Consider the following 16273-nt stretch of genomic DNA (forward strand, 5'->3'; position numbering starts at 1 on the left):
GCCGGATTTCAGCCCTGCACCGGGCCGACGCTCCGCCACGGGTCTCTGGGTGATGCCAGCGCTGCGGTCGCAGAGCCAAATCGGGCCGCAAGTGTTCCGCTTTCTGAACGTGGAGCGGTCTCTGGATCCGGAGGGCTGGGATGACACTAGCGTGGATAAGCTGTGGCGATACAACCTTCATTATTTCGACGATTTGAACGCCTTGGAGGCGGCCCGACGTCTCGACTGGCATCGGGCGCTCATGGAACGCTGGATTGCTGAAAATCCGGCGGGAGCTGGCACGGGCTGGGAGCCTTATCCAACCTCGCTGCGCATCGTCAATTGGATCAAATGGGTTCTTTCCGGACGATCGCTTTCGGAAACTGCACTTCAGAGCCTCGCCGTGCAGGTGCGATGGCTGAACCGGCGTCTCGAATATCACCTGCTCGGCAACCATCTGTTCGCCAACGCCAAGGCACTTGTCTTCGCCGGTTTGTTTTTTGAAGGGGTGGAGGCTGCCGGTTGGCTGGAGCGAGGCTGCGCAATCCTGGAGCGCGAAGTGCCGGAACAGATCCTTGGCGACGGTGGCCATTTCGAACGCAGTCCGATGTACCATGCGCTGGCCCTGGAAGATATGATGGACCTTTTGAACCTGTCCCGCAACTTTCCGGGTACCGGCGCTGCTCACTGGCAGGCTTTCGCTGCAGCGCTGCCAGGGCAGATCGAGCCGATGCGGCGATGGTTGGCGACGATGTGCCATCCAGACGGCGACATCGCCTTGTTTAATGATGCCGCCTTGGGAATCGCGCCGTTACCGCGCGAGATCGAAGCCTATGCGCTGCGGCTTGGGCTGCCGAGTCTAGGCGTTCAGGCAACGCGGGATGCGAAAACATGGCTGGCTGAAAGCGGCTACATACGGCTGGACGCCAGTGCCGCGGTCGCCCTACTCGATGTGGCCCCCGTCGGGCCCGACTATCTACCCGGCCACGCACATGCGGATACTCTCTCGTTCGAACTATCGTTTTACGGGCAACGTGTCCTGGTAAACTCTGGTACCTCGGTCTATGGAACCGGCGCCGAACGGCTGCGTCAGCGCGGTACCTCTGCCCATAACACTGTCGTCGTCGCCGGCCAGAACTCGTCCGAAGTCTGGTCGGGCTTCCGCGTGGCACGTCGGGCACGCCCATTCAATCTGACGTTTGATAATAGTAACGGGCTGAAAGTCAGTTGCGCGCATGACGGCTATCGAAGACTGAGCGAAAGTCCAACCCACCGTCGGAGCTGGGAACTGCGGCGCAACGAATTCTTGGTTTCGGATCTGGTAACGAGTGGGAATCATAGATCAGAGGCAAATTTTCATTTCCATCCAGACGTTGTGCTGGAGGAGGACGAAACTTGTTCATCGGGACAGGCGCTGTTTCCAGATGGTAACAAGCTGTACTGGAGGATTGAGGTGGGCACAGGTCGTCTGGAACCATCGACTTGGCATCCAGAGTTTGGATTAAACCAGCCGACCACATGCCTTGTCATCTCACTCGTCAACGGCGAGAGCACGATACGGTTCAGTTGGGACGAAAAGATTGCGCTGGAGCGGTCTGAAAGGTAACCGCGTTCATCATGCACATCCTGTTCCTCACCGACAATTTTCCGCCAGAAGTAAATGCGCCGGCCAGCCGTACATTCGAGCACTGTTGCGAGTGGGTGAAAGCCGGCCATAAGGTTACAGTAGTTACTTGTGTGCCCAACTTTCCCAAGGGAAAAGTCTTCGACGGCTATCGCAACCGGCTCTGGCAGCAGGAGGAGATGGCTGGGATTAGGGTCATACGCGTCTGGTCCTACATTACGGCCAACGAAGGGTTTGCGCGTCGCGTCGCCGACTATATCAGCTACATGGTGACTGCGACTCTGGCCGCCCCTTTCGTTCGCGGCGTCGACCTGGTCATCGGTACGTCGCCGCAGTTCTTCACGGCGTGTGCGGCCTATACTGTCAGTCGGCTGAAGCGCATTCCGTTCGTCTTTGAATTGCGCGATCTCTGGCCAGAATCGATCCGGGCCGTCGGTGCGATGAAACAGTCCGCGGTGCTGAACTGGCTCGAACGTGTTGAACTGTTCCTTTACCGCAAGGCCGCGTTAATTGTGTCGGTAACCAATTCCTTTCGCGAGAATCTCGAAGCTCGCGGCGTCGATACGTCGAAAGTCCGCGTGATTACGAACGGCGTCGATTCGACTCGATTTCAGCCACGTGCCAGAGACGAAGAACTGGTCCGCCACCACGGCCTAGAGGGTAAGTTCGTCACCGGTTACATCGGCACGCATGGCATGGCGCATGCGCTAGAGACAATTCTCGATGCTGCCGAAAGGTTTCGCGGGGCTCCCGGTGGCGATGTCTTCCGATTTCTGTTACTTGGTGACGGGGCCAGTAAAGCGGAACTGATGGCGCAGGCGCGCGCGCGGGGCCTCAACTCGGTGATCTTCGTCGATACTGTGTCCAAGGACGAGGTCGTCAGATATTGGTCACTGCTTGATACCTCAATCATCCACCTGAGAAAGAGTGAGCTGTTTCATTCTGTCATACCGTCGAAGCTTTTCGAATGTATGGGCATGGGCATTCCTGTGCTGCTTGGTGTCGAAGGCGAATCGGCTGGCATCGTCGAGCGTGAGGATATTGGGCTGGTCTTCGAGCCCGAAGATGCAGAGGCGTTGTGCCGGCGTCTGGACGAGTTGTTTGCTGACAAGGATCTTCGGCAGCGATTGAGCCGAAACGGACTTAAGGCGGCCGGACGCTACGATAGGAACGCGCTGGCAACTGAGATGCTCGGATATTTGGATAACCTGGTGTCGAGGGCAGACTGATCCGAACACCTCTTTTTTCAGGGAATACCGCGAGAAATGAACGAATTCAGGGAAGATGGCGAGAAATGAACGAACATTTTGGAGTATCAGGCGAAACCTCGCTGGCCGAGCGCCTAGCCACGCGACAAGCGGTGGTAGGGATTATCGGACTCGGTTATGTCGGTTTGCCGTTAGCGGCGGCGTGCGCGCGCGCCGGATTCCCTACGGTTGGCTTAGATGTCGACGAGAGCAAGATAACTCAGCTTAACGCTGGCCAGTCCTATATCGACGCCGTCAGTTCCACCGATCTGGGCGGGTACATTGACAGAAAGAGGTTTCGCGCCACCGCCGACTTCGCCGAACTGTCGATGTGCGACGTCGTGATTATCTGCGTCCCGACCCCGCTTTCCCGCTATCGTGAACCCGATTTGCACTACGTCGAGGCGACGGCCGAATCCATAGCGCGGGAGTTGCGCCGCGGACAGCTAATCGTGCTGGAATCGACCACCTATCCGGGCACAACGGAAGAAATCGTAAAGCCCATACTCGAACGCAAAGGATTGAAGAGCGGCAGCGACTTTTTCCTGGGTTTTTCTCCCGAACGTGAGGATCCCGGTAACGCGATTTTCAAGACCACGACGATTCCGAAAGTGGTGGCGGGCGACGGTCCGGCGGCCGCTTTGATGATCGAGGCGTTCTATGGCGCTGTCGTTGAAAGTGTCGTCACCGTGTCTTCGCCTAAAGTTTCGGAAGCGGTGAAGATCACCGAGAACGTGTTCCGTGCGGTCAATATCGCCCTCGTGAACGAACTAAAGGTGATCTACGACGCTATGGGCATCGACATCTGGGAGGTGATAGACGCTGCCGCGACGAAGCCGTTCGGCTATATGCCGTTCTATCCGGGCCCGGGCCTCGGCGGTCATTGCATCCCGATCGACCCGTTCTATCTCACCTGGAAATCTCGCGAGTACGGACTGTCGACACGCTTCATTGAACTTGCTGGCGAGATCAACATCTCGATGCCACGCTATGTTCTTGGCAAACTCGAAAATGCGCTGGACCGCCTCCAGCAAGTCTCGCTGAGTTCCGCTCGCATCCTCGTTCTTGGCCTAGCCTACAAGAAAAACGTTTCCGACATTCGTGAAAGCCCCTCCTTCAAATTGATGGAAATGCTTGAAGCGCGGGGGTGCAAGGTTGATTTTCATGATCCTCATGCTGCGATTATTCCGATCACACGGGAGCATGCCAGTTTCGCCAATCGGAAATCAGTAGCGCTGAACAGGAGCGGGGTGCAAGACTACAACGCTATCATCGTCGCGACAGATCATGACGCTGTCGACTATCGCCTCGTTGCCGAGCACGCTCGACTGATCGTAGACACCAGAAATGTGTTTGCGAGAAAGGGAATAACAGCCACCAACCTCATTAAAGCTTAACTGACAACAGTACGGAATATCGTCCTGTCCGGAAATCGTCTCGTGAATGATCAGTAAGCTAGGTTACCGTGGCGCTCGTGGGACGGACATCATGCAACCTAAAGCACGTCGCGTTTTAAGGGATTGAACGAAGCCGCTGACGCTGCATTTGGTGCACCGGTTTGCGGATGACAATTCTGTTTGAAGGATTTGCTGCTGTTGAAGCGCAACCTTGAGAAAGGGAGATGGCCGAGTTGAGCCCGCTTCGCCAGCGCATGATCGAGGACATGACGATCCGCAATCTGTCGCCGGCAACGATCCTACATGCACGCGGTAGCGAAGTTCTCCCGCTACTGTGGCCGGTCGCCGGACCGGCTTGACCTGGAGGACGTTCGCGCTGAACCAGACGGTGTGCGCACTGCGGTTCTTTTACGTCGTGACGTTGGGTCATGCCGAGATCCATGAGCGGATCGCCTATGCCCGCGCGCCACGCACGCTGCCGGTGGTTCTCAGCGCTGACGAGGTTGTCCGCTTTCTCGAGGCGGTGCCGAGCCTGAAGACGCGCTCCGCCCTGACGACGGCCTATGCCGCGGGCCTTCGCGCTTCGGAGACTGTCGGACTGAAGGTCGGCGACATCGACAGCGGACGCGGCGTGATCCGGGTCTAGCACGGCAAGGGCGGCAAGGACCGCACGGTGATGCTGTCGGCGCAGCTTCTGATGAGGGCGGGTTGGGCTTCTTCGGCACTACGGCTTCCTCGCCAACGGTAATCGCGCCGCCAAGCTCAGCCTGTGCCACAGGGTGCTGGCCGGATCGCAGCAGAACGATCTCGAACCGGATGCCGAAAGCGCCATCTGCCTCCTTCCCAACGCAATTCCCAACCAGAAACTGCTACCAAAGGAGACTGAAATGCAGAGTATCAGTCGCCGCTCGTTTCTAATGGGCATTCCTGCTGCCGGGGCGGCGGTACCTGTCGCATCGTTGCCCGCCGTCGCTTTGTCTGCCAACAGCGGCAAGCCACGCGTGAGCATCGACGAACTCTTGAACAAGCTGACACCTGAAGTCGCCGCCGAGCTTCGGGAACAGGTTCACGCCATGATCGACCAGGCGATAGCGCGCCATGCGCAGCCGATGGATAGCGATTCGTGGAAGGGCGTTCAGGGTCCGATCAAGGTTGCTGCGTGGGGCTTTCGTGCGGCCGAAACCGGAGCCAACAATACTGCAATTCTCCAGTCTGCGGTCGACCTCGTAATTTACGGAGTATTCAACGCGCCGATTGAACTGCCGTCTGGGGCGTCCATTCCGGTCTCCGGTAGGTTGTTCTTCGGTTACGGAAACACGTTTCACAACGCCACATTGCGCGGCCAAGGCAAGAGATATCGAGGGACTCTTTCGAACGGTTCCGGTACAGGGCTTCTGCATACCGGAACGGCACACTTCATCAACATTCAGTCCGGACGTGGCGTCTCCATGAACGACTTCACGGTCGCCGGGGACAAGGCGGCGTCATACGCGGCTATTATCTCTGCTGCCAGCGAAACAATACTTGACGAAGCAACTTGGACTGCAGTCGGTGGCAATGATAGGTTTTCGCCACATTGCGGGATTTCGATCGACGCCTACATAGGTGATTCGCCGGTTAGCCCCTATCCAGCCTACACGCCTCCCGAATGGACCGGGGCAACAGGCGGGTATACCAAAACCTCCAGCACCATGACTTCGTTTGATGGAGTGGAGGTAGTTGGATTCAACACGGCATTCGGAAACTCGCTTGGGGATGCTGCCTCAAACGGCGACTTCAGCAGCTGGAATAAGTGTCGCGTTGAGGACTGCAAGTATGCGTGGAGCGTTGGCGGGACGCAATCGCGCACAATCGAGATTAAAAACAGTCAAGCCGCTCGCGTCCACACGGTTTTCACCAACTATAAGCATGGTGAACTTTCGGGCCGCTACGGTGGGCTGATCTCCAATGTCTCTATCGGGGACACTGTCCAGATTGTTGATTTTGCCGGGTCGGCCTTCCTGGCAGGTATGACACTTGAAAATATTTATGCAGAAAGTACATGGCGGATGGGCAACATAAGCTCCGCCGCCAGCTATGAGTATCCGATCAGATGGAGCGGGGGTCTCCAGAGCTATCTATGGCAGGACACCTATGGATCGCCTGGTTGGTTCCTCGAGGGGACCACCATGGCCGAAATAACCCTAAGTCACATTGCGTTTACGCTTGTCCCGTCTGTCCTGACCTTCAGGCCCGACAACACGGTCATCGACAAGTGCATACTGAACCAAACCGCTCGGGATGACACGATCACCAATCTTTATGAGGCATACGCGCACAACGCCCTTGGCGGCGGTTTTGTTGTCGGATGCTGGAACTCGGCGCAGAACATCAAAGAGCAGAATCCGGTCTTTCGGCCGGTCAATGTTGATACGGGCGTCTTGCAGACTATCCGCGCCTTACAGAGCGATTACACGCTGACGACGCGCGAATATTGCTTGCCGATCTATCTGAGGCGGTTTCGTCCGGCGAGCGAACCAATGGGCGCGGTCTACACACGCGGCGTTCCAGCGCAATCCCAGACGAAATCGTCGCTCTCCAGCATGACGCGTAGCGGGCGGTTGATAACGATGGTGTTCTCGTCGCTGTCGGATGCGCAGGCGCTTGATCGGGGATGGAACCCGGGCGGCGTGGTTGTCGATCTTGTCAGCGGGACAGTGATGTTTATCTATTCGCGCGTTGGCACGACCGTCAAAGCGATCATGCAGAACAACTACAAGGTGTCCAATGAAGATGAGTCGTTCACGACATTCGACTTGGCTACCGGCAACCTGAACGTTCTGAACGCCAATATCTACGCCTTGCCCTATACAACCACAGGAACTGTCACGTCCGGCAGCGCTGTCATAACGGGCGTCACGAACCTTGCGGGATCATCGGCGCACATATCTGCAATCCAGGTTGGCGATTTCTATATGGGATGGTCGAACACGGGACTGTTTTCGGAAACCAACTCTATCGTCACGGCTGTGGATTCGGCGGCTGGAACCATCACACTTACCGGGAAGGCTACCCGCTCGGCATCCGATGTCGATCTCATGCTTTGGTCGAGACCTGGACCGGCGAATATCGTTCTATGATGGACCAGAGTCCTGTGGCATTCTTCCACTTGCCACGGCTCGCGCCGGCGGTGCTGGTCGCATAACCGCAGTGATAGCGTGACGCGCGGTATTTTTGATTTCTGACATCCGGTTTTTAAGATACTGGCATCTCCGGTATAGTACAAAAGGTCCACCCCGCAGCGGGTAAATGAATAGCCACGGTATTGGAACCGACGTCGGTCCAATGGTTTCAAGTGTCCTAATATGTTGAGATGGGCCCTCTCTGCAATGTCGGTCAGATGGTTTCATCTCGACGAGCCGCGTCCGTATTGTTTCAAGAGATGAGAAAACGTCGCCGTCAACCGTTAGGTTGCTGATGGTGTAACATAAGTCCCTTGTCAGCCTCCGCCCAGGGGAATAGCAAAACGTACGAAAAGGGGTCTGCGAGCCGGAGGATTGCCGAAGGGGCGCAGCTCGCACAAGCTGCTGAGTGAGTTCGGGATCCTGCGCGAGCAATACTGGGGCAACACCAAAGCCAAGAGGCTTGTGAACCGCGGCCATAGACCACGGCAGACTGGCCTCTCTGGGGAATCCTCCGTGCCTCTCCTTGACATTGGTCCGCGTATAGCTTTCCCAAGCATCTGGATCGTCCCGCCGCAGGGGCGGCAACAGATGCGCCGCCGAGACTACGCGGCAGCGCTCCTTGCCTTGTTTGAAAATGTCAGAGGTGTCACCCCATGACCGAGCGGATCGTCAGTTTTGTCATGAGCGGCGGCGTTGGCTCGCGGCTGTGGCCGCTGTCGCGCGAGGACAATCCCAAGCAGTTTCATGATTTTTCCGGCGATGGTTCGATGCTGGTCAAGACGCTGCGCCGGCTGACGGCGCGGCCGAAGGGCGAAACGCCGGTCTTCCTGATCGCCTCGGAGCGGCACGCCGACCGTGTCCACGCCGATCTCGCCGGCCTCGACCTTTCCGGCGGCGGCTCCTTGTTCGAGCCGACCGGGCGCAACACTGCCGCCGCCGTTGCCCTGGCGACGCTGCGCACCTTGTCCGAATATGGCGACAGCCTGGTGCTGGTGGTGCCGTCCGATCATGAGATTACGACCGCACGGCAATTCTGGCAGAGCGTGGAAAACGGCACCGGCGCGGCGCGTGCGGGCCGGCTGGTGGTGTTCGGCATCAAGCCCAGCCAGCCGGAGACCGGTTACGGCTATATCGAGGTCGCCGGCGAGAAGGATGGCATCCATGATGTCTCGCGTTTCGTCGAAAAACCGGACCTCGCAACCGCGCAGAGCTATGTGGCGGCCGGCAATTTCTACTGGAACACCGGCATCTTCCTGTTTCGCGCCAGCGCCATGCGCGACGCCTTCACGGCTTTCGAGCCCGAGATATGGAAGGCCACCGAAACTGCCTACCGGGCGGCGACCTCAGATCTTTCCGGTCTCTATATGCCTCTCGAGCTCTACGCCGCCATTCCGTCGACGTCGATCGACTATGCGATCATGGAGCGCGCCAGCCACATCGCCATGGTGCCGGCCGGCTTCCGCTGGAACGATCTCGGTTCATGGCAATCGCTGCTCGATGTCGGTCCGTCCGACGATGACGGCAACGTCATCGTCGGCGATGTCGTCGCCATCGACTGCGAGAACTCGTACATCCGCAGCGACAGTCGCCTGCTCTCTGCCATCGGCTTGAAGGACGTTGCCATCGTCTCGACCGCCGATGCCACCTTCGTCGCCCCGGTCAGCCGCAGCCAGAACGTCAAGAAGATCGTCGAGCAGCTCGAAAAGAGCGGCCGGCTGGAAACCAGGTTCACACCCGCCGGCGACCGCGTCATCGAAAGCGGCGCCGGGCGGCGCCGGGTGCACCACTGGCTGTTTGAAGAGACGGTGCCGCTGTGGTCCACGGTCGGGGTCGATGAGCGCCATGGCGGTTTCCACGAAGCGCTCGGCTTTGACGCCACACCGCTGATGAAGCCCAAGCGCATGCGCACCATGGCCAGGCAAGTCTACGCCTTCGCTGTCGCCAAGGCGCGCGGCTGGGACGGGCCCGCCGACCGGTTGATCAGCCACGGCCTCGAATTCATGGCCAGGAACGGCCGCACCGACAATGGCGGCTGGGTGCGCACGCTCAATGTCAACGGCACGGTCGCCGACGGCGCCGAGGATGCCTATGATCATTCCTGCGTGCTCCTGGCGCTGGCGCATGCCCATATGGTCGGCAATCCTGATGCATTACGGCTTGCCGAAGAAACGTTTTCGTTTCTCGACGCGCATCTCGAGGATCACCGCATGACCGGCTTTCTCGAAACGTCGAGCGGCGCGGGCGAACGCCGTTCCAACCCGCACATGCACCTGCTCGAGGCTTTTCTGGCCTGGCATCAAGCGACCGGCGAGCTCGCCTATCTTCGCCGCGCCGCGCGCATCGTCGATCTGTTTCGCAGCCATTTCTTCGATCCGGAAAGCTGGACGCTGGGCGAATATTTCGACGCCGAGTGGAGGCCGGCGGAGGGCGAGAAGGGTACATGGACGGAACCCGGCCACCATTTCGAATGGGCCTCGCTGCTGGTCGACTTCAGCGGGCGCAGCGGCCAAAGTGACCTGACCGGCTTTGCCAGAAAGCTTTATGCCTCGGCCATCGCCAATGGCCTCAATCGTGCCACTGGCCTTGCCTATGGCGCCGTCTCGCGGCAGGGCCTGCCGCTCGACCTTGTCTCGCGCAGTTGGCCGCAGGCCGAAGCAATCAAGGCGGCGATTGCACTGGACGGTTCGGGCGGACCTGACCTCAAGCCCGAGATCGAAGCGCGTGTCGGTCGCCTGTTCCGTTGGCACATCAATCCGGCACCGCTTGGCCTGTGGATAGACCGGATCGATGAACGTGGCCGCTCGCTGGCGACCGATGTGCCGGCAAGTATCTTCTACCACCTGGTCTGTGCGCTGACCCAATATCTCGACAGCACCGTCGGCGAGCCTCGGTAGAGCGCCCCGTTTGGACACGCAAAGACGCTCTAACTTTTTGGCTCTGCGCATGACCCTTTCTGGAACACCAATTCCGTTTTCCGGGCGGTACGGCGGTAGGGCGGAATAGAAAATCTCTTGATTGAAATAGGCCAATGTTTTTCTGCCGAACATCGACCAGGCGACGGTGCGGTCGTGCGGATGGTCCGCTAGAGGCAAAGGGACGCGTGCCTGGACGCGGCGGGAGTGAGAATTTTTGTCGTTCAAGAAAATAAGCTTTTTGGCACTCGTTGCCTTGGCGTTTGCGATTGGCTTCTTTGCCATCATCGTGAAAAAAGGGACGCCTGTTCGTCCGCCAAAGCCGCAAGCGGCACTTGAGCCGTTTGACGGCAAGCTTTCCATCCAGACAGTCGATGATCTTCGCGTCGCCGGCCGCAAGATTGTGTTGTGCGGCGTGGCGTTTACCAAGCCGGGATCCATGCGTGCCATGGTAACGGAGGCGGCGCGCCGGGACTACCAAGGGCTCGCTGTGACCTGCAAGCCGGTCGGCAAGGGGACGCCCTGCGACGGCAATGTCGCCGCAAAGTTTGGTGATGCCATCGTTGTGCAATGCCTCACGGCCGATGGCACGGATTTGGCCGCGAAACTTGCCGAGAATGGCATCTTGTGCGGACAGCCCGCGCAGGCGGGTTCGACCTACAAATCTTGCTTGTAGGCTGGTAGCTCGCTGTTTTCGCCAACTGCCCTAGCGTCCGTCCACCCTACGGTTTCGTGACCTGTCGAAAACGAAATTCAGGATGTGCGATAACTCTAACACGGTCGACCGTAATCCCTGTACGAAGCATCTGTGCGATGGCGGTCATCAAAAGCCACGAAAAAGCCCTGCCTTCTCCAATAATTTCCAGAGGGCCGGCAGCGAAAATGGCCGATTCAAATCTGCCAAGTGAGTGTGTCCAATGAAGCACAGCGGAAACTAAAAAGTTGTCCCGCATATGCGAAACATATTGGAATCAAAGCAAAAGGCTGTTATGCGCTCGTCTACATCTTGGTGATCGGGTGGGGCTGAGGTACGGCGGGACAAAAAGGATCGAAAAGAATGAACCTTATAGTTAAAAGTGCGTTAGCCGGAGTTGTCGCCTCGATCGGCTTCGGCCCGGTTTCGTCTTTCGCTCAGGACACGTCATGTACCTGTACGACGTCCTATCAGGCAGCGGCGAATTCGATTGGTTCCATCGGGCACGCAAATGGCGACGTAATGGTTTCGCAAGCCGCTGGTTATGGCCCTGCCAAGGCGGGAAATGCTCTGGATTTCGGTAGCCGTGTAGTGGTCGGTGCCAGGGGATTAGCTTCCGTCAATGTCGGTGGCTGCAACCTGGATGTACCGGCGAATTCCAGCCTCGACATTTCCCGCGTCGAGAACAATATCTGCCTGAAAGTTGTGGGCTCCGAGCAGACGGCTGCCGCCGTTAGTTCTGAGCATACGGGTCAGATTCCCCCGGGCGGCAACCGGTCCAACACCCCTCTCTTTATTTTTGGGGGCATGGTTGGTGCGGCTGGTATCTTGGCTGCAACGCAGGATGACGGCCGCGGCCGCGGCGGCGTCAGCCCTTAAGCCGCCCAGTAGACAATGTAGCAGAGGCATGTGACTGCTGGTGCCTCTGTACCTTTCTTGGCGCGCCGTCTGGAGTCGGGATATTGATGGAATTCGTCAACCATGCCGCTCTATCACTTAAGTTGAAGCTGAATGCGCTTCGTCTTGGGCGGATTCGTCTCGCCCGACTGAGGGGGGCACTGTGACGGGTGGCGCGGCAACGCTGATCGTTAGCTTGCACGCCGTCAGCGAATAGCTTGAATCTGGCATCTACCGTATTGCACGAACTTGACAAATGCGTCATTCGCTCTGGTGCGGGTGGCGCATTTGCCTGTTGTTTGGGAGAAGTCGTCAGTTTGCTTCAGCGCGACCACAAACGCCTATGATCGACCTGCATTCCCACATCTTGCCCGGTCTTGATGACGGCTCGCCCAGTCTTGCTGAATCGCTGGAAATGGCGCGGCTGGCGGTGGCCGATGGAACGACCCATATGGCGTGTACGCCGCATATCGTGCCAGGCTTGTACGAAAATGGATCGGCAAATATTGCCCGAGCGGTTCAAGGGTTGGAGCAGGCGCTACGCCGCGCCGCAATACCGCTTGCTCTTTACGTCGGCGCCGACGTGCATATAGCGCCGGATCTTCCGGAGCAATTGGCGCTAGGTAGCGTGCCGACCTTGAACAGATCGCGTTATTTTCTCTTCGAACCGCCGCATCACGTTTTACCGCCAAGACTGGAAGATCTTGCTCTGCGCCTCATAAACGCCGGGTTCATTCCGATTCTTACCCATCCTGAGCGGTTAACCTGGATCAAGGCAAATTACGGCGTTGTCGAGAGGTTGAATGCAATCGGCTGCCTTGTTCAGCTTACCGCAGACTCGATTGTTGGTGCTTTTGGCCGCACGGCACTTTACTATTCGGAAAAGCTGATTGACGAGGGCAGGGTAGATATTATCGCATCGGACACCCATGGCGCCACCCGCCGGCGACCTGGGCTTACGCAGGCCGTCGCCGCGGCGGCGAAGCGATGTGGGGAAGACGAGGCCCGCAACATGGTGTTGAAACGTCCAGGCGAAATATTGGCGAACCGGACTCTCGAGCCGGTCGGAAAGGCAGGCGCGAAAAAGCCAAGCCCCGGCAACGTCGGTCGCTTCGCAGGATTGGGTCGCTTGTTGAAGGGTGGGACCGCGTAATGGGCGTTTTTCACTTCGCAAAAAGCTATACCGGCACGATATGTGTCTTGCTCGCTTCGCTCACGATGTCCGCCTGCACGAGCACCTCGTCAACGACATCGTCATCGCCGACTTCGGTCGATGCGCTGCAACTGACGTCATCGTCGGCGCCACTCTCGGGCGGCGGTGCCCTGCAGGTCGTAAAGGACCTGCCTGCGCCACAGAACACCCAGAACGGCAACGAGCAGCCTTTGTCGCCGAATGATGTGCTCGAGGTGAATGTGTTCCAGGTCGACAATCTGAACAGAATCGTTCAAGTCGATGCCGGCGGGCAAATTTCGCTTCCACTTATCGGGACCGTCACCGCGGCAGGAAAGACCGTCCGTCAGCTTGAGCAGGAAATTGAAACGGCCTACGGCGCCAACTATCTGCAGTCGCCCGACGTGTCGGTCTACGTCAAGGAATCGATCGGGCAGCGCATCACCGTCGACGGCGAAGTCGCCAGGGCCGGTATTTTTCCGGTGTCGAGCAATTCTTCTCTCATCGATGCGATCGCCCTTGCTGGAGGGTTCAATGCCGTTGGAGACGCAAAAAAGGTCTTTGTTTACCGCAATATCGGCCCAAACACATTGGTCGCAAATTACAATGTGGAAGAAATTCGTGCCGGCAAGAGCCGCAATCCACGTATCTATGGTGGCGACAAGATTGTCGTCTTCGCCTCGAAGTCGAAAATTGCGCTGAACAACCTCAAGGACGCCCTCGGCGTCGCCTCGAGTGCAGCCCGCATTGCGGTGATCCCGTGACGGTAAATCGCAGCCGGCCAGATAAACCTAGGATTACCTCGCACCATGCTCGATCGTAACAGACAGCATCAAATCGCGGGCCCAGGGCATGGCCAAGCCTTGTCCGCCGAACTGTATTATGACGGTGCGCAAAACTATAGCCCGTATGGTCGCGATTATTCGGAGCAGGACGAAGGCTTCAATCCACTTAAGCTACTCTTCTACGTTGTCCAGTATCGGTGGCTGATCGTCATGTTAGCGGTGGCCGGGCTTGTGGCCGGCACCGTTGTTACGATGATGCAGACCCCAAAATATCGTGCAACAACGCAGTTGGAAGTACTGGTTCCATCAGCCAAGGTCTTTCAAGACATCGAAGTGGTTTCTGAAAATGCTGACGTAAGGGCCTTTCTGACCGCCCGGGAAAAGCTCAGAAGTCGTGCATTGGCACAACGGGTCGTATTCCAGTTGGGGCTTAGTGAAAAGCCGGATTTCCTGTTTCCGACTCCGAACTTCTCGCTTAGCAATATTTTCTATCGTGCGTTCGGAATTTCAAAATCGCCTTCCATAGAAGAAAAAACCCCAGAGCAACGTGAGAAGATTGCGATCGGTCGCGTTATGAATGACCTCACGGTCACTCTTGTCACCAACACAAGCTTGCTGTCGATTGCGTTTGCCGACCAGAACCCGAAATATGCAAGTGACATAGCCAATCAGGTCGCACAAAGCTTTATCGATCAACGCCTCGATCAGACCAGCGAAACCTCAGACCTGGCACGGCAGTTCATCCAGGAACAGGTGTTACAAGTAAAGCAAAGGCTCCAGAAATCCGAAGAGGAACTGGTTGCTTATGCCAAAGATGCGGGCATTACAGTAACCGGTGACGCAAAATCGCTGATAGGATCGAACATCGAGGCCCTGAATACTGCCCTCGCAACGGCAATCCAGGATCGTCTCGATGCCGGACGGGTGGTGGACCAGATAGACAAAGGTCGCGGGTCGAGCCTCGGCCCAGTCCTGGAAAGCGAAGGTCTACAGAAGCTCAGCGAGAAGCTGGCAGATTTGACCAGCCAGTATCAGCAGAAGTTGGGAATATTGAAGCCTGGGTTTCCGGAGATGCGGCAGCTCCAGTCGCAGATCAAGGAGTTGCAACGGCTGTATAATAATGGTGTTCTGGCTATAACGGATTCACTGAGATTGAAATACCAGGAGGCGCAGAACAAAGAGATAGACCTTAAATTCAAGCTAGCAGAGATGGAAAAGCAGCAGGTCATCTTCAACGACAAAAATATCAAATATACGATCCTAAAACGGGAGGTTGATTCAAACCGGTCCCAGTACGACAGCCTTATCGCCAAGCTCAATGAGGTCGGGGTGAGCTCTGAACTCAAGACACAGAGCGCAGCAATCGTTGACTTCGCCGCACAGCCGACCTCACCCTATTCTCCGAGCCTGTCAAAAAATCTTGCACTGGCACTGGCTCTTTTTATGGCTCTGAGTGCGGCGATTATTTACATTATTGAGCTACTGAACAACACCTTCACCAATCCTGAGCAGATCGAAAAGGAATTGGGATTGGCGATGCTCGGCATTTTGCCGTTAGTCGATGATAGGGAACTCATAGCCAGCATCACCGATCAGAAATCAGGACTGTCCGAAGCCTACCGTTCGCTTCGAACCTCGTTGCAATTCTCCGGCGCTGAGGGCGCGCCGCGATCGTTGCTGGTCACGAGTGCGGAGCCGTCAGAAGGCAAGTCGACCACCTCGTTCAAACTCGGGCAGGATTTTGCCGCGCTCGGTGCAAGAGTTCTCATTGTCGATGGCGATCTTCGAAAGCCCAATCTTCATCGGCTGTTTGGTCTCGACAACACAATCGGACTGAGCAATCTGCTGACGAACACTGTCCGCAAGGAGGATCTGGCAAGCATCTTCAGGGCGACGAAATATCCTAATGTGACCGTTCTGACTTCCGGAACGATCCCACCGAACCCCGCGGACCTGCTCTCTTCGCCGAAGATGGCGCTGATCATTACCAATCTCGGCAAGCGCTTCGATCTTGTCATAATCGATGCCCCACCGGTCGTCGGCCTTTCAGATGCGCCCATCCTCAGCCGGCTTGCCGAGGGCACATTGATGGTCATCTCTACCAACCAGGTGACGCGCAAGTCAGCGAAGACGGCGTTGAAGCGCCTGCGAGCTGCCGGCGCGAACGTGGTCGGAGCCGCGATGTCGAAGTTTGCGGTGAACAAATTCGACTACAACTACGCCTACAAATATATGAACTACCAGTATTACGACTACGGCACCCCGAAAATTGAGGGCAAAGTCGATGACGGAGCAGACCAGCCCGCTTATGCAAAATCTCCGGCGTTCAAGCGTTTGGTTCGTCGCATCCGTTCTAGCGTTAGCGGCTTCGTCGCTCGGGCTAAGTCGATTTCTTGAAACCGA

The 16273-nt window shown here is 57.2% G+C and carries 10 protein-coding genes and 1 pseudogene; all 11 read left to right on the top strand.

From position 1 onward, the window contains the following. Nucleotides 1-151: 151 nt before the first annotated feature. The 11 genes and pseudogenes from AC0L28_RS01190 to AC0L28_RS01240 all read left to right on the top strand — a co-directional run bounded on the left by AC0L28_RS01190 (nt 152) and on the right by AC0L28_RS01240 (nt 16267). Nucleotides 152-1585 carry a heparinase II/III family protein gene (locus AC0L28_RS01190; RefSeq protein ID WP_473475086.1) on the top strand — a complete coding sequence of 478 codons (1434 nt, stop codon included), beginning with the start codon at nt 152-154 and terminating at the stop codon, nt 1583-1585. 11 nt (nt 1586-1596) lie between these two features. After that, nucleotides 1597-2832 carry a glycosyltransferase family 4 protein gene (locus tag AC0L28_RS01195; protein WP_473475087.1) on the top strand — a complete coding sequence of 412 codons (1236 nt, stop codon included), beginning with the start codon at nt 1597-1599 and terminating at the stop codon, nt 2830-2832. Nucleotides 2833-2897: 65 nt separating this feature from the next. Beyond that, the gene (locus AC0L28_RS01200; protein WP_473475089.1) at nt 2898-4247 is read left to right on the top strand and encodes a nucleotide sugar dehydrogenase; all 1350 of its coding nucleotides are present in this window, start codon (nt 2898-2900) and stop codon (nt 4245-4247) included. A gap of 224 nt (nt 4248-4471) precedes the next feature. After that, nucleotides 4472-4959 (top strand): annotated as a pseudogene (locus AC0L28_RS01205) (tyrosine-type recombinase/integrase); the annotation flags it as partial. Between the two features lie 175 nt (nt 4960-5134). Continuing rightward, nucleotides 5135-7366 carry a hypothetical protein gene (locus AC0L28_RS01210; RefSeq protein WP_473475091.1) on the top strand — a complete coding sequence of 744 codons (2232 nt, stop codon included), beginning with the start codon at nt 5135-5137 and terminating at the stop codon, nt 7364-7366. A gap of 698 nt (nt 7367-8064) precedes the next feature. After that, a complete protein-coding gene (locus AC0L28_RS01215; RefSeq protein WP_473475093.1) occupies nt 8065-10305 on the top strand; it encodes a mannose-1-phosphate guanylyltransferase/mannose-6-phosphate isomerase in 2241 nt (746 codons plus the stop codon). Nucleotides 10306-10540: 235 nt separating this feature from the next. Beyond that, nucleotides 10541-10999 (top strand): hypothetical protein, encoded by a 459-nt coding sequence (locus AC0L28_RS01220; RefSeq protein WP_473475095.1) that lies wholly within the window; start codon nt 10541-10543, stop codon nt 10997-10999. 381 nt (nt 11000-11380) lie between these two features. Continuing rightward, entirely contained in the window at nt 11381-11896 is a 516-nt protein-coding gene (locus tag AC0L28_RS01225) for a hypothetical protein (RefSeq protein ID WP_473475097.1), read from the top strand. 361 nt (nt 11897-12257) lie between these two features. Next, nucleotides 12258-13067, top strand: a complete 810-nt coding sequence (locus tag AC0L28_RS01230) for a tyrosine-protein phosphatase (protein ID WP_473475099.1) — start codon at nt 12258-12260, stop codon at nt 13065-13067. A gap of 47 nt (nt 13068-13114) precedes the next feature. Continuing rightward, nucleotides 13115-13849 carry a polysaccharide biosynthesis/export family protein gene (locus AC0L28_RS01235; protein WP_473475101.1) on the top strand — a complete coding sequence of 245 codons (735 nt, stop codon included), beginning with the start codon at nt 13115-13117 and terminating at the stop codon, nt 13847-13849. 45 nt (nt 13850-13894) lie between these two features. Then, complete coding sequence (locus AC0L28_RS01240) at nt 13895-16267, top strand: GumC family protein (RefSeq protein ID WP_473475103.1); 2373 nt, start codon at nt 13895-13897, stop codon at nt 16265-16267. Nucleotides 16268-16273: the final 6 nt, after the last annotated feature.

The organism is Mesorhizobium sp. WSM4847, from assembly GCF_055811335.1.